This is a genomic window from Richelia intracellularis HH01 (assembly GCF_000350105.1).
Classification (GTDB): Bacteria; Cyanobacteriota; Cyanobacteriia; order Cyanobacteriales; family Nostocaceae; genus Richelia; species Richelia intracellularis.
The window spans coordinates 345,923-365,598 of record NZ_CAIY01000027.1; the positions used below are offsets into that span (position 1 = coordinate 345,923).

Annotated in this window: 12 protein-coding genes and 3 pseudogenes; 6 read left to right on the plus strand and 9 right to left on the minus strand. The window is 34.7% G+C overall.

The window, feature by feature from the left end; translation table 11 throughout:
- Nucleotides 1–7: 7 nt before the first annotated feature.
- From recJ to RINTHH_RS11665, 3 genes and pseudogenes are all read right to left on the minus strand, one after another.
- Nucleotides 8–2,331: pseudogene (gene recJ, locus RINTHH_RS10345) on the minus strand (single-stranded-DNA-specific exonuclease RecJ).
- 396 nt (nucleotides 2,332–2,727) lie between these two features.
- Entirely contained in the window at nucleotides 2,728–3,570 is an 843-nt protein-coding gene (locus RINTHH_RS02940) for a PD-(D/E)XK nuclease family protein (protein ID WP_044304450.1), read from the minus strand.
- A gap of 1,236 nt (nucleotides 3,571–4,806) precedes the next feature.
- Nucleotides 4,807–5,040, minus strand: a pseudogene (locus RINTHH_RS11665) (hypothetical protein); the annotation flags it as partial.
- Nucleotides 5,041–5,200: 160 nt separating this feature from the next.
- Here RINTHH_RS11665 and RINTHH_RS02945 point away from each other — a divergent pair.
- Both RINTHH_RS02945 and RINTHH_RS02950 read left to right on the plus strand, forming a co-directional pair.
- The gene (locus RINTHH_RS02945) at nucleotides 5,201–5,659 is read left to right on the plus strand and encodes a helix-turn-helix domain-containing protein (protein ID WP_008232704.1); all 459 of its coding nucleotides are present in this window, start codon (nucleotides 5,201–5,203) and stop codon (nucleotides 5,657–5,659) included.
- A gap of 966 nt (nucleotides 5,660–6,625) precedes the next feature.
- Entirely contained in the window at nucleotides 6,626–8,134 is a 1,509-nt protein-coding gene (locus RINTHH_RS02950; protein ID WP_044304452.1) for a family 10 glycosylhydrolase, read from the plus strand.
- A 402-nt stretch (nucleotides 8,135–8,536) separates the two neighbouring features.
- Here RINTHH_RS02950 and RINTHH_RS02955 read toward each other — a convergent pair whose 3' ends face one another.
- Nucleotides 8,537–9,316: an ABC transporter ATP-binding protein gene (locus tag RINTHH_RS02955; protein ID WP_044304453.1), complete on the minus strand. Its 780-nt coding sequence runs from the start codon at nucleotides 9,314–9,316 to the stop codon at nucleotides 8,537–8,539.
- Nucleotides 9,306–10,445, minus strand: coding sequence for a branched-chain amino acid ABC transporter permease (locus RINTHH_RS02960; RefSeq protein ID WP_008232707.1), 1,140 nt, complete (start codon nucleotides 10,443–10,445; stop codon nucleotides 9,306–9,308). The genes RINTHH_RS02955 and RINTHH_RS02960 overlap by 11 nt, the downstream gene beginning before the upstream one ends.
- Nucleotides 10,446–10,759: 314 nt before the next feature.
- Here RINTHH_RS02960 and RINTHH_RS02965 point away from each other — a divergent pair, with 314 nt between their 5' ends.
- Nucleotides 10,760–11,272 (plus strand): DUF192 domain-containing protein, encoded by a 513-nt coding sequence (locus RINTHH_RS02965; protein ID WP_008232708.1) that lies wholly within the window; start codon nucleotides 10,760–10,762, stop codon nucleotides 11,270–11,272.
- 541 nt (nucleotides 11,273–11,813) lie between these two features.
- A complete protein-coding gene (locus tag RINTHH_RS02970) occupies nucleotides 11,814–12,005 on the plus strand; it encodes a DUF2949 domain-containing protein (RefSeq protein WP_008229785.1) in 192 nt (63 codons plus the stop codon).
- Nucleotides 12,006–12,558: 553 nt separating this feature from the next.
- Here the strand turns inward: RINTHH_RS02970 and RINTHH_RS02975 are convergent.
- From RINTHH_RS02975 to RINTHH_RS02985, 3 genes are all read right to left on the minus strand, one after another.
- Nucleotides 12,559–13,899: an NAD(P)/FAD-dependent oxidoreductase gene (locus RINTHH_RS02975; RefSeq protein ID WP_008232709.1), complete on the minus strand. Its 1,341-nt coding sequence runs from the start codon at nucleotides 13,897–13,899 to the stop codon at nucleotides 12,559–12,561.
- Nucleotides 13,900–14,157: 258 nt separating this feature from the next.
- On the minus strand, nucleotides 14,158–14,616 hold the full coding sequence (locus tag RINTHH_RS02980; RefSeq protein WP_008232710.1) for an SRPBCC family protein: 459 nt from the start codon (nucleotides 14,614–14,616) through the stop codon (nucleotides 14,158–14,160).
- A 599-nt stretch (nucleotides 14,617–15,215) separates the two neighbouring features.
- On the minus strand, nucleotides 15,216–16,667 hold the full coding sequence (locus RINTHH_RS02985; protein ID WP_008232711.1) for a GTP-binding protein: 1,452 nt from the start codon (nucleotides 16,665–16,667) through the stop codon (nucleotides 15,216–15,218).
- Nucleotides 16,668–16,935: 268 nt separating this feature from the next.
- Here RINTHH_RS02985 and tpiA point away from each other — a divergent pair, with 268 nt between their 5' ends.
- Together tpiA and folP are read left to right on the plus strand one after the other, a co-directional pair.
- On the plus strand, nucleotides 16,936–17,661 hold the full coding sequence (tpiA, locus tag RINTHH_RS02990) for a triose-phosphate isomerase (protein WP_081606217.1): 726 nt from the start codon (nucleotides 16,936–16,938) through the stop codon (nucleotides 17,659–17,661).
- 252 nt (nucleotides 17,662–17,913) lie between these two features.
- Nucleotides 17,914–18,761, plus strand: a pseudogene (folP, locus tag RINTHH_RS02995) (dihydropteroate synthase).
- Between the two features lie 16 nt (nucleotides 18,762–18,777).
- Here the strand turns inward: folP and RINTHH_RS03000 are convergent.
- Nucleotides 18,778–19,617 (minus strand): SPFH domain-containing protein, encoded by an 840-nt coding sequence (locus RINTHH_RS03000; protein ID WP_008232714.1) that lies wholly within the window; start codon nucleotides 19,615–19,617, stop codon nucleotides 18,778–18,780.
- Nucleotides 19,618–19,676 lie beyond the last annotated feature (59 nt).

Consider the following 19,676-nt stretch of genomic DNA (forward strand, 5'->3'; position numbering starts at 1 on the left):
AAAAAATCTATGAGGCACTGATAACTTTTGGAAATATCATGGCTTGAATAGTTGATACACTTACCTGAGAAAAATACTGTTGTTGAAATTGCTCTTCATGGATTGCAGCTAAGAATTGACAAATTTCGTTCTCTGAAGTGCTCGATAAATTATGGTGACTTTGCATAATTTTCAGGTGATTTTCTTGGCTTTTAACATCAAAACCGCAGGAATTTAGTGCTTGAATACCAAAATGCAAGCATTGATCACTAATTTGTAATTTTTTTAAGATCTGGATACGAGGAGCTAATTTTTGGTTATGACTGAGGTATTTAGCAAGACCCACCAAAGTTATCCAAATTTGAACAGGTGATTTTTGTTTTGGTTCATTCCAAGCTATTGCTAATATCTGTTGATTATATAGATTTCTCTCTATCCAAACCTGCAAATCATTCCAACTGGAAGGACATTCGCTTAGCAATAGAGTGTTTGAAGGTAATTCCTGACTATTTTCCAAAAAAGATGTAGAACAATTACGCCAATCAACAATTTTTGCTGATGTTTGAGTTAGAAAAGACTTCTTACTGGCACGCACGTTGATTATCCGGACTTCATAGCGATTTTTATAGGTGTTATAGTCTAATTCAAATATGCAATCACATTTTCCTAAGGGTAATTCATCCTTGTAATGTCCCCACCATACACCAGGAAATTTTATATTGGTAGAGTTATCCCGAACACAAAAATCAGTTTTAATATACTGAACCTTATTCCCTTTCAAATCTTGCTGGTTTCGATGCCAAATATTCTCAAACCAACAATCTTGAATTAATAACTTGGGGACGGGGTTACCTATACCATATGGCTCTAATAACTTTAATTGTGTGAATAATTCCCTTCCTAAATCTGCAACTGTTACCTTTAAGTCTGCTGTCACTGTCAACTTTGAGGTTAAAATGTCCAAATTTTGCCGTAACTTTTGATTTATCGCCTGAGTAAAGAGGGGAATATTTTCCACTTTTAAGCTTAAGCCTGCAGCAAAGGGATGTCCCCCAAAACTATGTAATAAATGTGCTTGTTCGCTAACTAACTGATATAGATCGACTGAATTAATGGAGCGAGCTGATCCTTTAGCTAGGATATCATTTTTCCCTCCCAAACTTAATAAAATTGTTGGGCGGCCTGTCTCTTGTGCCACCTGCCCAGCAACTAATCCCAATACCCCCGTTGCCCATTGAGAATCAGCTAAGACGATGACACTAGTTGTAGATAAATCTATGTGGCTAAGTTTGTGTTGAACTTGTTGCACCACATTTTTCTGTAATGACTTGCGACGGGTATTTGCTAACTCAGTGATTTCTGCCAATTCATAAACCTGTTGATGGTTACGACTTGTCAGTAATTCAACACATAGGCTAGAGTCACCTTGAATCCGGCTTACAGCATTAATTCTAGGACCTAAACCAAAGGAAATATCTGTGGGTCGATCACCACTCCCATGACATAATTCTAATAGTCTTCCCACTCCAGGTCTTCGTCTTGCTTCCGGTTTTTTTTAAAGTCTTCCAAGAGTTTCTGGATTCCAAACTGTGCTAAGTAGCGACAGTCTCCACTCAATTGCACCAAGTCTGCAATTAGCCCTATAGCAACTAGATCTAACAAGTCTTCTATAGGTTGCTTAGGTATACTAGGTAATGTTTCGTACATTGCCTCAATAAGTTTATATACTACCCCCACGCCAGAAAGATGGTATAAAGGATGGTCTTGTGATAGATATCGGGGATTTACAATAGCTGTAACCGGTGGCCTAGATTCTGGGAGAGTATGATGATCCGTAACAATTACATCTATACCCCGGGCTTTTGCATAAATAATTTCATTGATGTTCGTGCTACCAGTATCACAGGTAACAATTAACTGACAGTTTTCTTGAGCTAATTTATCAATACCCAGATAATTAAGTCCATGGGATTCTGTCAAACGGTTGGGAATATAGTAAGTTAAATTATTTTTCTGTGTAAAGAACTGTCCTAAACCATCCCAAAGTACGGCAGTAGAAGTAATACCATCAGCATCAAAATCTCCCCAAATTGTTACTTTGTCCTGATTTTTATATGCTGACTGTAACCTTCTTACTGCCAACCGAATTTCTTGCCCGAATTCCCAAGGACTAGCAGGCTGATAACTATGGAAATTGATAAATGAATCAAGTTGAGATATAGTTCTAATTCCCCTTTGCCACAGAAGTTGTGCCCCATAATACTTTTTAAAAGTGGGATTATACTGTTTTACTACTTCTATAAACCAATCTGGAGGTTCTTTTGTTTGGTTAATCAACCATTGCTCTTCCATAAAAAAATTCTAATAGTTCTATCAAGAAGCTAATCCATGTAAAAGCTGTGCCTATTAATTTCCTCAGTTATTGTGATTATAAACAAACAAATATTAATAGGTTTATATTTTCGATGGTATCATAAAGTATGATTTGGCTATTAACATACTTAATCTGATGTAAGTCTAACTAGTTCAATTATTGTTAAGTCAAAAAATTTTGTAATAGTTTTATATTCACGATGACCAATTTAAAATGTACAAAAATAATGATAAACCAAGTACCTCTTAAACATTCTAATTATTCTCTAAGACTTAACCTCAAGTGATTATGAATTAGGATTATTAAGTCTTTTTATTCAGCTTATTGTAGATCTTCTTTCTCTTACATCCTTAACCATTAACTTTTCTGCTAAATTACAAAGTGACTTCCTCAATGGAAATTATACTCGGCAAGTTTGTATAATCCTCTGAAATCATTGTTTCAGCATTGGATCCCGGGAATATAGTACGCTCTTGTGGAAAAGCCACACGTCTGCATCTGGTGGAGTATTGACAATGTTTACAAACTTTTACTCCTTCTGGAACCTGGGCAAACATATCACCTTGAGAGTATTTTATCAAACATTCACTTAGCTTATCTAACAGCTGTTTAAGTTTTTCCTCAGTTTTTTTATGCTGGGTTTGACTATAACTAAAATTGATACTTTTGGGTTTTCCTAAATATTGGACAAAATAATAAGTCATACAAATATCCTCTGGTAGATAGTGGCTAGTTTCTACTAAAACATATAGATAAAGAAGAGTTTGCCAATTTTGTCCTAAGTAGATTTTATTAGGTGGTTTTGGATAAGTTTTCCAATCAATTATTTGTGCTTTATTTTTCTGTACAATTAATAAATCATAGATAACCGTGAGCAAATAATCATCAACTTGCAACATTCGAGAGTGCTCACTATATCGAGAAGTTTCACCACAAACATTAGGATGAACAATTTCCGGTGCAATTTCTATTACATTAGACATCCATCTTTGTAATTGGTCATCTGCTTGAAGAAAACTACTAACCGGTAAACCTATCTCCTGCTGGTGCATCAACAAGTGAAAGGAACTACCCAAATTTTGCAATTCTTCATGCTCTTGGTTATTGGGTGAATATAACTGTTCTAAATAAGTATACTGAAACTGGCGAGGACATTTTTCGAAGAGCTTAAGTTGTCCTTGAGATAGATGTAAAAATGTTTTTGATGTGGGTGGCATTTTATTGATTAATATAGATTGGGAATTGAGAAGCAAAAGAATTACTTTAATTCCGTCCCATCATATTACAGGAATAATATTTTATAAAAACTGTTATTTAAGAACAGGTATCTAGCCTTTCTCTGATGTAAAGAAAGCTATAGGAAGTTTACCCGGTGATAAACTCACCAGTGCCTCATTACAAGTATTAAATGGTGAAAAATGGTGAAGATGCCTTAATTATGAAAAGTCAATAGACGCTCAGTAGTTATATCAAATATAAAATTTAATTATGTTTTATTGTTACTCTGAGTAAGAATACTAATATAATAACTGAGAAAATCACTAAGATATCCAGAGAAAAATAGAACGGATATAGTTGAGTTTAGTAGATAAAGTGGAGTCAATATACTAATATTCCCAAAAATTCATTACAAAATAACTTTAAGCTATAAAAGTAAAAAGATAAAACTTATAGAATCATTGTCTATACTTAAGTTTATTCGTTAAAATTTAGATCTTAGGCCTAAAGCAGAATTGTGAATAGATAACTTTTAGATAATTATTAATTTAGAGGTTTAACAATTCTACCAAAAAACGTAGGTAGGATTCAGGGAAAAATAGCTGAAAGTTTATATAGGATAATATGTAAGATAGTAAAATATTAATTATTTTAAGGAAATGGATATTAGTTTATATTTAAAACTAAACACCTGAAAGGCTGGCATCTCTGCATAAGGTAGAAATAGATAATTGGAAGGAGTTTACTTATCTTATATATATATGATCTCACCAGAATAATAGTTGAATTGCCCCAATAACTGCTAAGAATTCTTGTAATAAGAATATGTTTGTTGTACTATCTGAGCAGTATTTAATATTGAAATTTGAATCCATCTTTTTGTTAATATAAACAGACCGGTTAAGGTGTCAAATTTTACAAAAAATACATAAAATTGTGGAAGAGAATTAGTCTGAAATATATTATTTTTTAATTCATATATAAACTATCCCAAAAAGAATTAAATTAGTAACATCAAAACATTTATATATATAAGACCATCTACCCCTACTGTGATTTACATATTATTACTATATGGCTGTAATTCTCAATCTTGGTAGTTATAATCTAAAATGCCAAGTATTTTTTGTAAATCCCTCGAAATTTTTGTCTTGAGAATAAGAATGATTATTTCCATGTGCCGTTTTGAGCTTCTAGGAATCCAGTTTAGTAATTTTTTTCTACACCGTTTTGTATCAGGTAAAAAAACGAGAGCACTCTAAAAAAAACAGATAGATAATAATATGGATATTTTCACCAATATCCTTAGAATTAGGATACAAATAATAAACACCACGAATAATAAAGTCTATCAATACGTCAACATCAATAAATAGAATATAAATTAGTAATAATTTCCGGAAATTAATATTCTCTATAACTTTTCTAAAAATGCGATTTTGAACATGTTTAATTTCCTGATGAATTAACTCTAGAAAACGAGCATTATTTCAACTTAAAATCTAACTTTTTTCCCAATAATTTTCTTAGAATATAAATAAACCACAAACAAATAGACTACTGATACTATCTTATAGTAGTCTATTCGTTGGGAAATAAAAAAATAGTATTTAGGAATTTATTAACCCCATGAGAAAAATGCTAAACATTGAGCGGGTCTTAAAGCAAGAGAGACTAATGCTAGCAATGACAGGATTTAACAGAAATACCTTTGAGAATTTATTAGTTACTTTTAGTAATATCTATGAACAGCAGATACTTTCTGTTCCACGTCAGCGTGCTTTAGGAGGTGGACGTAAAGCCAGGTTATGTAATCCCCAGGAAAAATTATTTTATATTTTGTTCTACTTTAAATGTTACCCAACATTTTACGTAGCAGGAATTTTATTTGATATAGACCGTGCCCAGGCCCATTACTGGATGCATAGATTACAAGGTATTTTAGAATATACTTTGGGTAAGAAAATGATATTGCCAGAATGTAAGTTAAACAATATAGAACAATTCATTGAGCGTTTTGATGGGGTTGAGAGAGTTATGATTGATGTAATTGAACATCATGTGAAACCTCATAAGGAACAGAATTAGAGGAACTAAATTATTAAATTAAAACATAAATATATAATTGTAAGTGCTTGACAACATAACAGAGTAAGAAGGTTTAAATACAATTAAGATAAACTCAGGGTTATTGCATATCAAAAACTTCTGCAGCTATTTGAACTCTATGTGGGTTTTATTGAAGGCTAAAAGATATGATAATGTTATTATCACTCCTATAATAAAATCTGCATATAAAAAATAATTCTAAGAGAAAAAGAATGGAAATTGAGATATCAATCTATAGTTATTGATAATAATTTATTTGAGTAAAATATGTAGCAATTTAATTTTATTTTGTAGACTTCAATAATAGTTAATAAAATTATTATATCTTGGCGATTGTAAAACCTGCTTTGATATTTTTAGGCAAATAAATTTCATATTAACTAAATATACTTATACGGTTCAGTCTTATGCACTAATTATATACTTATAGATATTCTAGAATAGTTTAGTCTCATGCTTAATTAATTGTATAAAAAGTAAAAAGATTCCTCTATTTTATTTCTGATTTTTGAGATCTAACTATTTCTGAATAAATCGCCTTCAAATATAAAATGTATTTTGGATTATAGTGAAATGCTTAAATCTACAATAAAGAGGGTCTTTCATATCCTCAATGAAGAAAATATTTTTTATACTCTAGTATTATTTACAAGGTATTTATTACAACAAATCACTTAGAGACTATCAGGAATATACTGTTAAAATGTAATTATAGAACTAGTTTTTTTGAAAATATAATAAATTTAGAGAATGTTGCTCAAAAACAGTAAAAATCTTTGAAATTTTGTAATTTTATATATTGTAAATTGACTTTTGCTAGCTTACATATCCTAAGACAGATAAATAGATATTAGCCTTCAACTTTATTTACTAATGAGGGCTTTATACATATTAGTTGTATGTAAAGGCAAATTCTTACAGATTCGATACTTTGCTTGGATATTTATGTTTAAGTCCTGCATAAAACTTTTGACAACAAAAATATTATTCTGGCAACACTTGTTTGTAATATTATTTGCTGCTGTATTGTTATTTTCCAAGAATGGTAATCAGCAAGTCAAGACAATATTAAATAAATATTGTCATGTAGTCCCAGAAGAGGTAAGAACCAAACGGAATTTGCGAATTGCTACATTCAAAGGTGATTTGCATGCTCAAAAACGCTATCTTCGATTAGTACAACAACATTCCCAAGCAGTAAAAGAATGTCGTGATCATACTTGGCCTCAAGTGCAAGCAATTTGGCTACGTTTATATCCTTGTGATACCCAACTAGGTATGATCGATAAAATTATGGATCGAATTATAAATAAAGGATATAATCAAGTCTACATAGAATCATTTTATAATGGTCGTGTTCTTTTACCTTCTACCAAAAATACTACTGCCTGGCCTTCGATAGTTTTGGGGAAAGATATAGAAAAAGTTGATTTGCTCTCTGTAGCCATTCAAAAAGGTAAAAAGAGAGGACTCAAGGTATATGCCTGGATGTTTAGCACCAATTTTGGTTATAGTTATACCCAAAAGAAAGATAGACAAGGGGTAATTGCTCGCAATGGCAAGGGTCAAACCAGCCTCTATATGTTTGACAATGGTTCCCAGGTGTTTGTAGATCCGTATAACCAGCAAGCAAGAACAGATTACTATAATTTAGTACAACAAATCCTCCAATATAATCCTGACGGGATTTTGTTTGACTACATACGCTATCCTCGTCAGACTGGATCTGATTCTGTTTCAACTAAAGTTACTGATTTATGGTTATATACTAAAGCTACACAAAGAGTATTATTTCAAAGGGCAAAGAATAATAAAGGGTTAGAACTAATCTACCGTTTTTTAAGAAAAGGATATGTCACCTTGGCAGATATAGCTTATGTTAATAAGCTTTATTTCAGAGAAGGAGAACCAATGTGGCAAGGTAGAGTTGTTGCTCAAGGAAAAAGAGTTATCCAGTTGCCACAGAATCAACAGCCACAATTACAATGGGAGTTATGGCAATTATCAGTTGCTCACGCTATGCAGGGTATTATAGATTTTCTTTCTTCTGCTGCTTATCCTGCACAACAAAAAGGGATTATGACTGGAGTAGTTTTCTTCCCTGACGGCAATAAGAGAATAGGTAGAGGATATGATTCCCGTTTGCAACCCTGGGATAGGTTTCCCAGTAATATGGAATGGCATCCCATGGCCTATGCTAATTGTGGAAGCAACAATTGTATAATTTCAGAGGTACAAAGGGTTTTAAGTATAGCAAAATCAGATACGAAGATAGTTCCTGCCTTAGTTGGTAATTGGGGCACTTCTATAAAGAATCGCCCACCTCTAGAATTACAGATGCAAGCTTTACGAAAATTCTCCACCCAACTCTCTGGAGTAAGTCACTTTGCCTATTCCTGGCAATATCCAGATCATGATAGTGAGCGTAAGTTTTGTAGGAAAAGAAACACTTAAAGTTTTTTATACATGTATTTATGTTACTAATGACACATCTACACATATCTATTATTTAAGTAAGAGCTACTACCATTTTATCTTTTAATATCTATCAAGTTAAGCAACTATCCTGTCGAGTTTTTATCAGGTGATTGTCGCTCGACAGGTAAAAATATTATCTTCCTTGTAAATTAGATCATAGGAGAATACCTGAAAAGTTATTAGGGGTTAGTAATTGTACTTGTTGCCTGGCCATAATATAAATCAAAGTGAAATTTGAGGAAATTTCTGGGCTTTTGAATAATGATTGATAATCTCTGATTAATTGCCAACATCACAAAAAACCAAATAAAAACACAAGATACCCTCAAAAAATGGGTGATGTTTTCAGTGTTTTCTATATAACTTAATATTCTTAATTTATTTACCCAAATAAGCCTCTAAAACTTGTGAGTTGGTTTGAATCTCCTCAGGAGACCCAATTGCCAGATTATGTCCTTCTGCAAATACCCACACCTGATCACATAAAGACATAATCACCTCCATATTATGTTCAATAATTAGAAAAGTCATACCATTTTTATTCCAAGCCACTATACAATCGCAAATTTCCCGAATTAAATTAGGGTTAACTCCTGCTGTTGGTTCATCCAATAAAATCAGCTGTGGATTTGCCATCAAGGCTCTGCCAATCTCTAGAAGTTTCCGTTGTCCCCCCGATAAACCCCCAGCATAATCATTTGCTTTGTGTGCTAAACCCACAGATTCCAGAAGAAAAATAGCCTTTTCTTGTAATTTCTTTTCCTCCCTCAAAACTAAATGTGATTGGAATTGCACAGTCCAAAAATCTTCACCAGTTTGTTTCTGGGCTGCCAACAACATATTATCTAGTACTGATAATCTTGATAGAGCACGTGCCACCTGAAATGTCCTTACTAGTCCTCGTTGGGCGATTGTATAGCTTTTTAGCTGCTGGATAGGTTTCCCATCAAAGATAACTTGTCCTTTATCGGGGCGAATAAAATTGGATAGTAAATTGAACATGGTTGTTTTACCAGCACCATTGGGACCTATTAAACCAGTAATACTGCCAGATTGTACTTTAATTTCTGCATTATTAACTGCTTTTATACAACCAAAACTTTTGCAAAGTCCACTAGCAGCTAGTAGGGGTATGGAAGACTGATTATTATTTATCAAGTGTAAGTTCCTCCTTCTTCCCTAATATGCCTTGGGGTCGCCAAACCATCATTGTAATCAGTACTAGACCAATAAACATGATACGGAATGCACCTAGTTGTTCTACACTCAATTGAGTAAAAATTCTGGGTAAAAATTCTCGTGTCAAAGTGTTGTAAGTAAAGAAAATTACTGTCCCTAATAAACTACCAATATTATTTCCTGAGCCACCTAGAATTACCATAATCCAACAGTCAAAGGTTAATTGTGGCTGGAAATTATCAGGATAAATTGCACTTAATTGCCATGCAAAAAAAGCACCTGCAACCCCAGCAATTGCTCCCCCCAACATCAGTGATTGTATCTTATACCAAAAAACATTTTTCCCTAAAGCTATGGCTACCTCTTCATCTTCTCGGATGGCTTTTAGAACTCTTCCCCAAGGTGATCGCAGAGCAATCTCTAATCGCCAAAACACAAAGGCTAGTACTAGCAAACAGAGTAATAACAGGCCAGCTTTTGGGGTGTAATTATACAGTGATATTACCCCAGATATATAAACGGCCAGGAGTAGTAAACCCAAAAAAATACTAATAATTAAACGTGACAAAAATTCCTGCTGATAAATGGAATGTTTACCTATAAATGTCTTAAGCTGCTTTTTAGCAGAGGAAACCCATGTATAGAGGGCAAATATGGTAACTATTCCTAACAGAGTTAACAGCCCAATCATAAATATTCTTAAGAATATATTGGGCTGGATTATGACTAGGGGAATAGGGTAATTCTGAACTCCAAATACTCCAGATATCCAGTTATCTCCCACAGGTAACTCTTGGTTGTTAATAACTAGGCGAATGACTTCCCCTAAACCAATAGTAACAATGGCTAAATAGTCTGTCCGCAAGCGTAAAGTTGACAAACCGATAATTAAACCTAGTAAAGCTGCGATACTTGCTCCTACAAGAATTGCTATTAACATGTGCACACCTTTAAGGCTTAGTAATACGGTTACGTAAGCACCTAAGGTCATAAATCCTACATGGCCGAAGTTAATTAATCCTGTAAAACCCCACTGTAAATTCAGTCCCAAAGCAAGTAAGGAAAAAGTTGATGTTAAAATTGCCAGAAAAATTAGATAATCAACCATATCTTACGGAGTAATGAATGATAAGCCGTTATTATATTAGTAAGTTAAAGTTTCCAGTTAGTTAAGTTAAAAGTTCTAATTGTCGTGGAAAAAAGAATTTTAAGGGGATACGTCATAATTATTTATTTCCGCTTGTAAATAACATAGCAATTACTATATTAAGACCTCAAAGCCCTCATTTTTTCCCTGTTCTATTTTTTCGCCTTTTTATAGAATTCTTCTATGGGAGAATAACGCAATTGAATCTAAAATCCCAATTTTGCCTTAACTCAAAACGATCTGCTCAGCCACCAGTTCAGAATATAAACACAGTTATGATTCGCAAGTTTCCTTTTTTCTGGATCATCCTACTAGCTTTACTGGTGGTTAGCTGTTCTAATCAAACACAGGGTAAATTACCTATAACTTACATTGATTCTGGAAAATCAATTCCTAAAAAGATGGGTCAGAAATTGCCAGTTTCTGCAATTGCAAGCTTTCCCAGAGGTCAAAAAGTTCAACTGGAAGTTGCCATAACACCCAAGCAAAAATCTATGGGATTGATGTACCGGCAAGCTTTACCTCATGATAGGGGAATGCTATTTCCATTCTCCCCCCCCCAACCAGTTAGTTTCTGGATGAAAAACGTTCCTGTTCCCTTAGATATAGTATTTATATATAAAGGTAGAATCAAAGCGATTGCTGCTTCTGTACCTCCATGTAAAAAGGAACGATGCCCTAGCAGTAGTTCCAATACACCAATCAGTGATGTTATTGAAATCCGTGCTGGCAGAGCAGCTGAGCTAAGATTAGAGCCAGGAAATAAAGTAACAATTGATTACCTTTAGTACGATTTATTACTTAGATAGACTAGTTTGCATTCACAGCTGGAAACTCTTTCCCTTAAAAACTTCAGAGTTTTTTCTTCAGAGAAATTCAAATAAACCTTGGTAAAAAAATTGATTTTAGGTATAAGATAAGATACTGAGTTAGTTACTTGTAATTTGTTGTTACCTAAAACTGGTGAAAATCATCATATTTGGTAATGCAAGAATCGATGCTTTTAGTGCACAGGTAAATATTAGCTGGTATAAAAAGCTTATACGGGTTATAGAGCCTTGGTTGCTTTCAGTATTACTAATTCACCATCCAACAAGATATAGCTAGTATTAATAATAAGTAAAAAATATTATGGAAGTCAGGGAAAATCCGTTTAGTTTCCGTATGTTTTCTCTGAGGCATTATTTTCTGTCATTTTCAGAGTGTAATTATTTTACACTTACTCAAGTAATTTAAGTTACAGTGACAGATTAAATACTGGCCATTTATAAACACATTTTTTGGATGTTATGCATCATAATACACACTGCATAGGGAGGTGAGATACAAATGCTACCATCAACATATTCTGGGTTAATTAATTTCCTTCAGGAAGATTTAGCTATTTCTACAGCTTATATTTCAGTAGCTCTCAGGCATTGCGAGCAAGATCCTGGCCCTTTGCCCATGATTTTGTGGCAGTATGGTTTAATTACCCTGGAACAGTTAGATAGGATTTATGATTGGCAGGAAAGCACTTAGTTTCAGGTACTTTGTCAGGTTAGTAACTTGTGTTCTATTGTTGCTTTCCGGGGAAATATTAATTAATAAACTTGTTGAGGCAAAATTTATTATAAATTTTTCTTGTTAATTGCAATGCTAATACAGGGGATTGAGTAATAGTATCGGCTAGTTCCTCTGTGTTGTTTGGACAGTGAAATTTTAAAATTAAACACAATACATAACTGTTCAAGTCCTAATGGTTATTGGGCCAAATTTTACAATTAATATATCAGTACATAAATTATTAATATTATAGCCCAAATTCAAGTCAGAATGTTCCTTGAGCTGAATATTGAAGTCCAGTTCTAAATAACGTAGGTGTAGCATCAAAGATAGATAGTAGCTTTAAGCATGATTTATTTCAGGGGAAATATAATATTAACCATATGGACTAGTAAGGGAGGATAACCCCCCTACTATGAGGATAACCCCACAACTATTAGGATGTATAGCAAGCATTTTTGATGTAGTTTTGTGAGGAAAGAATAATTTCCTTCAAAAGAAGCACTAAATAATTTAGTTTAGGAGCTTATTAGCTTTCCATCCTTGATTGATGGGTAATGACCTTGGCTAATGCCAAAGACTCCTTGCCAGTAATTAACCTTGAACCACGTTTACGTGTGAGATAGCTCCAAGTCCACTGGAGCATGATCAATATTTTGCTATCAAACTCAATTAAGAAGTAGATGTGAATAAACAACCAAAACAACCATGCAGGAAAGCCTGTCAGCTTAACTGGACCTAAATCGACAACAGCTGCATTCTGTCCAATCATAGCTAAGTTACCATAATCATTATATTTGAATTTCCCTATTGTGTTGTGTCCTTGCAAACGTTTTTTAACTAACTTGGCAACATATTCGCCTTCCTGTGTGGCGACTGGTGCTACACCAGGGAGAGGCTTGCCATTATGGTGAGAGAAATTACTTAGATCTCCAACAACGAAAATGTTTTTATGTCCCTTAATACTCAAATCTGGTTCAACAATTACTCGTCCCACACGATCACATTCTGCATCTGTGCGCTTAGCAAGAATTTTGCCCATGGGTGATGCTTGAATCCCTGCTGCCCATAATATGGTTTTCGAGGAAACCTGTTGAACTTTATCATCTTGTTTAAAAGTAACAATCTCGTTGTCAATATTTGTCACCCTAGTTTTCGTATGTACTTCTACACCTAGTGCTTGGAGAGCATCTGCTGCTGCTTGAGATAACTCTGGTGAAACAAATGGGAGAACACGCTCACCCCCTTGTAATAATAAAATTTGCGTTTCTGAAGTGTCTATGTTGCGGAAGTCTTCTTCTAGGGTTTTATATGCTAACTCTGCAATTGCCCCGGATAGCTCCACACCTGTAGGGCCACCACCAATAACCAGGAAAGTTAATAAAGCTTTACGTTTCTCTGGATCAGTTTCCCTTTCTGCTGTTTCAAAAGCACTAAATATACGCCGACGAATTTCGATCGCATCTTCCACAGTTTTCAGGCCAGGGGCCTCTTTCTGCCAATGATCATTACCAAAGTAAGAATGCCTTGCACCTGTAGCCACAACTAATGTGTCATAAGAAACAAGTTTGTCCCCCATTATTACATTTTGTGCTTCTGGATCGATATCATTGACTTCTCCTAGCAATACTTTTGTATTCTTGCTTTTGCTGAGTACTGCTCGTAAGGGTGAGGAAATATCCCCAGGTGATAAGCTGCCAGTAGCAACTTGATATAAAAGTGGCTGAAATAAATGAAAATTACGTTTATCAATTAGGGTAACATTTACATTCTTGACATTTTTTAGTGCCTTTGCTGTATACAGTCCACCAAAGCCACCACCAACAATTACAACCTCATGTGGTTGATGATTCTCAAGTGAAGCTCCCATAAGCAGTACTTTCCTTTACCAAGGATTATGTAACTCTTCTCCATCCTTATGTAACAGAATATTTAGATTTGTTGCAGTTATTTCTGGACAATTATATAAAAATCGGAAGTCCTTAGGATAACTATTTTGATTGAGATAAAGAGCAATTTCTAACCTATGTACAAATACTGACCTAAAATCTTATATAGTAGGATTTTTTTCGTATGCAAGTGTTTACTCTGTTTTAACTTGGAGCTTAGTAAGGATGTTTCACTGTTACTACTTATAGTCTGACTGTATTGCCTCGGCAATAATTTTAATTCGTTGCAACTGTACTTGCATATCTGTTCGAGTTAAACCCCGAGCAAAAGCATTGAAGCCCCAAAAGACGAAGGGATTAGGGATTTGAAATTCAAACCGATTTAACAAAAGAGTGCCATTTATAATGGTTTGGTATTCCCAGTGATCACGCCCAGTAAAAAAACCACTAAACTCCCAAACTAATAGACCTGCTTCTCTTACTACAACAGTACTTAGTAAAGTAGGCATAATAATTGGTATTTTAATTATAAAGTTAGCTTGATTACCTAAATCCATACTCCATTTGTCTAGGGGTTCACAACACAGAACTGGATTCAGCCATTGGTGGATCAAAGTTATGTCAGTAATACAATTTTCTACCACTTCTAGGTCAGCTTGGATTTCAATTGATTGGGTAAATACTTCTGAGTTAGGCATATAATTGTGGTAATAACAATTTTTTTATAGTTATTAGAATATTCTCATACACAATAATGAAATATTACAGATGAATAGCTACCCTGAGCTTTAAATCCCCAATTTAAACAACCACTACACTATATAAAAAAGCTGACCTAAAATGCTAAGCAAATACAATTTTATTGGCAATATCCATCTGAATTAATACATAAATTATAAATGAACCCAGCAGTCTATAAATTTAGAGTTTTGTATATTCTTGAAGTGCTTGTGCTGTAATCAGAATTACAAAGTTTTCCGGTCGCATTTGCTCATATAGTAGGAGGGTCTAGCAATATCTGCCACTAGCTTATTTATTGATAGATATGCTCCTAAATATAATAATGGGTTAAGTCTTAATGTTAGGACAGGCAGCAATAAGTAATATTATTGTCATAGTTTTTCTATAGTATTATGGCAAATTAATATTGGGACAATATTAATTTGCCTTTAGTTATTCGTTATCTCCTAATTTCTATGGCAATTTCTTTCGCATTTAGTCTTAATGATTAATATATTGCAGGTAGACAAATTAAAAAACCTTTAGATACACTAAAAAATAAAGGATGAAACAAGAATTAATTGATTTTTATCTTATGTCTTAATTCGCCCTTAATGCGGTTAATAATTGACTTTTCATCAATATTAGCCAAAATCTTATCAATTACTGCCTTGGGTCCATCTGGTCCCCAATTTGCTCCATTCTCCAAATAAACTTTACTCACTTGCCCAATCCCATAAGAAGAAATGCCAGCCACTGCAGCTTGAGTTAAGGCCACTGATAGATAAGGGGCTAAAGATACACCTCCAGTAGCTGTTGCAGATATACCCAGTAAAGTTTTTAAAGAACTCAATCCCAAGTTTGATAGTAGTTCACTAGCGCTAATTCCACCCATACCCAGGGCAATTTTCTGTAGTAACTTTATAGCTCCTGTTTCAGTCATCTCTATTCCATAAAGTTTTGATAGCCCAATAATCATAACTACATCAATAACCAATCCACTGATAATATCAACAACTGTGATTGGATTAAGAGCAATTGCTACTGATTTAGTTATCGTTGTCTTCCAAATTAATTTATTGGCTGCTATATCCCGATTTACCAGTTTGCGCTTTACTATTTGCTCGTTGAGGTTATCAGCATAAAGCATAGTATTAAGAGCTACTAAATCTTTTCCTTCCCGTTCTAGAATTTGTAGTATTTTTAATTTTAACTCTTCTATTTGAGCCTTCCCAGAAGACAAACGTATTGTCCTAGTACCATCAGGATGGTGTACTAAGGTTTTCACCATGGGGGAAGCAGCAGCCATAACAATTTCATCAGGGGAGAGCAATTCCTGTACCCGACTATCACGGATTGAATTATAAATCGCTACACGATCAGCTGCTGGATACTGATCTACTTTGTTAAATACTAATAATATTGGTTTACCTACCATTTGCAATTGAGAAAGAGCCTTATACTCGAATTTATTAATATCCCCAGCAATGATAAACAGAATTAAATCTGCCCGATGTGCTACCTCATAAGCCAAAGTATCCATTGTGTTGCCATTTACTTCGTCTAAGCCAGGAGTATCAATCAGCTCCAACCGGGCTTTACCTTGGCCAGATAGTGCAACTTGTAATGTTCCTATATCTGACTCACTAATATGCCAATCTACCCTTTGCTTAATACGGGTGATACCATGTAAAGCTCCTGTTTCAAATACTTCTTTTCCTACCAAAGCATTCAGTAAAGAAGACTTCCCCCTACCTACCATACCAAAGGCTGCTATTTGTAAAACCATGTTGTCCAATTTACCCAACATAGTGTCTAGATCAGCAATTTCTGATTCTAGTCCCTCTTTCTCCTTCAGTGTTAAATCCAACTTATTAGCTAAGTTTTGGAGTGCGGTCTGTGCACTTTGGTAGTTGAGTTGTGTTTGTATTTCATCAAAACTAGAGATTGCATTCTCTAACTCTTCTTGCCATTCTAGTTGATGATTATCTTTAATATAAGAACTGTAGTAGTTGGTATTATTGGACATTAGATTTTAGACCATGTAGTTACCGCAGCGTGTAGATCAACAATGTAATATTCCATGTTCCTGAACTTCCATAATAGAAAAATTACCCGTAAAATGTCATCCTTGTCACCCAATCTGGTATTTTGAAAAAAAGAAACTCACAGACATCTTCTGGTTAGCTGTTGGAAAAATCTCACATGTACTTTAAGTAACAGTGAAAGTTATCCAATATTAATAACCAGTCAAAAATAGACAAATACATTTATTTAGGATATTGACTAAATTACCCGTGCGGAAAATTGTTATTGCTGGTAACTGGAAAATGTTCAAAAACCAGGAAGAATCCAAGGAATTTATCCAAGGGTTTTTGCCTAACCTGGGGAAAACACCCACTAATAGGGAAGTTGTGCTATGCATTCCATTTACAGACTTAAATATCTTATCTGACATTTTATATGATAGCCGTGTCCAATTAGGAGCGCAAAACGTTCACTGGGAATCAAGTGGGGCATATACAGGTGAGATTTCCGGGGCGATGTTGCAGGAAATAGGAGTACGCTATGTTATCGTGGGTCATAGTGAAAGACGACAGTACTTTGGGGAAACAGATGAAACGGTCAATCTTCGCCTCATATCTGCCCAGAAAAATGGTTTAACACCTATTTTGTGTGTAGGTGAGACTAAGCAACAAAGAAATGCAGGAGATACAGAATCCCTAATTATTAATCAAATTAAAACAGGTTTAACTGGTATAGACCAAAATAATTTAGTTATTGCTTACGAGCCAATTTGGGCTATTGGCACTGGTGAAGTTTGTGAGCCAGAAGAAGCTAATCAAATCATTGGTTTAATTCGTTCTTTATTAAAAAATACTAATGTGACAATTCAGTATGGTGGATCTGTAAAACCAAATAACATAGATGCAATTATGGCCCAACCGGAGATAGATGGTGTTTTAGTGGGTGGGGCTAGTTTAGAACCTTTGAGTTTTGCACGCATTGTTAATTACAAATAAGGAATAAACAAGGCTTCTATACCTAAATTTTGAGAGCAATACTCTCATCATAACTGGAGACAATTGAGAAATCCTCAATTGTCTGAAATATTCCTCTTCTTCTAGACCTTAAATATTGGTCAAAAGAATACAATTTGCTTAATGTATAAAAGCCTAATTTATAGATATTTTTGATGGTAAGGAAAGTTTTGGTGGACTGACTGAACACTCTCCTCTTTCCTGCTACTACATAAACTTTGAAATATAAATAGCATGAGCAATAACTTAATTGTTCGCGGTCAATGTTTCTCCTGGGGACAGAGGACTTATTTAATGGGTGTTTTAAATATAACTCCTGACAGTTTTAGTGATGGTGGCGATTTTAGCTCAGTGGTCAGGGCTTTAGATCATGCCCGCAAAATGGAATTGGCAGGAGTAGATATTATAGATGTTGGTGGTCAGTCTACCAGACCGGGAGCAGAACAGATTCCTTTGGATACAGAACTAGATAGAGTAATACCTGTTGTGGAAGCTATTCGTGCAGAAAGTTCTATTCCTATTTCTATTGACACTACTAGTGCAGAAGTGGCAAAAGCTGCCATTTTAGCTGGGGCAGATATAATTAACGATATTTCTGGGGGTAGCTTTGATTCAGAAATGTTGCCAGTTATTGCCAAATGCCAAATACCCATTGTAATCATGCATATACGCGGAAACCCGCAAACAATGCAACAGTATGGAAACTATAAAAATTTAATGGCAGAAATTAGATGTTTTTTAGATAAACGAATAAATGCAGCAACTTCTTTAGGTATTCCTAGAAGGAAAGTAATTATTGATCCTGGGATTGGCTTTGCTAAGAACTACAAGCAAAATCTAGAAATTTTACGGCGTTTGCCAGAATTGCGAAGACTAAACTGTCCAATCTTAGTGGGAGTATCTCGTAAGAGCTTCATCGGCCATATTTTACATCAACCAGACGCAAAAAAAGGGTTTGGGGAACAGCAGCAGCATGTTGTGCAGCCATTTTCAATGGTGCTGATATCCTTAGGGTTCATGATGTGCAAGCTATACGTGATGTCAACCTAGTTGCTGACGCAATATTCAGGAACCCAATGTGATTGAAGTGGGTATAATTCAATTTTCAGAGCTAATACTCTTGCCAGTATCTTTACGCACCACTTCATCAGCAACGACCTGATCATAAATATCTTTCGACTTTCCAGGATCCATGAAAATAATTTTTGCATTTTCGCTGGCACTAAGTTTTTGGCTTGCCTCAACATAATCTTGAGCCACCAGATAACGGAGTATTTCCCTACTTTCAGGGTTTGAACGTATAGCTTCGGAAATAATCTGCATCGAAGTCATAGTTCCTTCCGCTTTTTTAACCGAAGCCTGTCTTTGGCCTTCAGCTATCTCGATAGCAGCATGACTTTCAATTTCTGCCGCTCTTTGCATCTCCATTGATTTTTGAACACTTTCAGGGGGATTAATACTTTGAATATCTACTCGCAAAATTTGCACACCCCAATCTTTAGATGTATCGTTCAATTTTTCTAATATGGTTTGATCCATTTCAGCTCTAGCAACATTGGTTTGCTCTAAAGTGTTCTGAGCAATAATCTGTCTAAGATTTGTTGTTGCTAGGTTATTTAATCCTTGTTGTAGATTATCAATTTCATAAAAACTCTTCTGCATATCATTAATTCGCCAGTAAACCACAGCATCGACCTCCAGATAAATATTATCCTTAGTAATTACATTTTGGGGCTTAATATCCAGTAATTGTTCTCTGGTAGTGTCCTCCATAACCACTTGATCGATAAAAGGAACAATGAAATTCAGCCCTGGGGACAATTTACGATGTCTTCTTCCTAAGCGTTCAACTAAAGCTTCATTTCCCTCATTAATGATTTTTGCTGCTCCCACAGCATATCCCACAAGCACTAATGCAACTGCAATAATCGGCTCCATAATAGTATGCTCCCAAGTTGAATTTATTTAGAAGAATTTACTTTTATACTTTCAGTCTA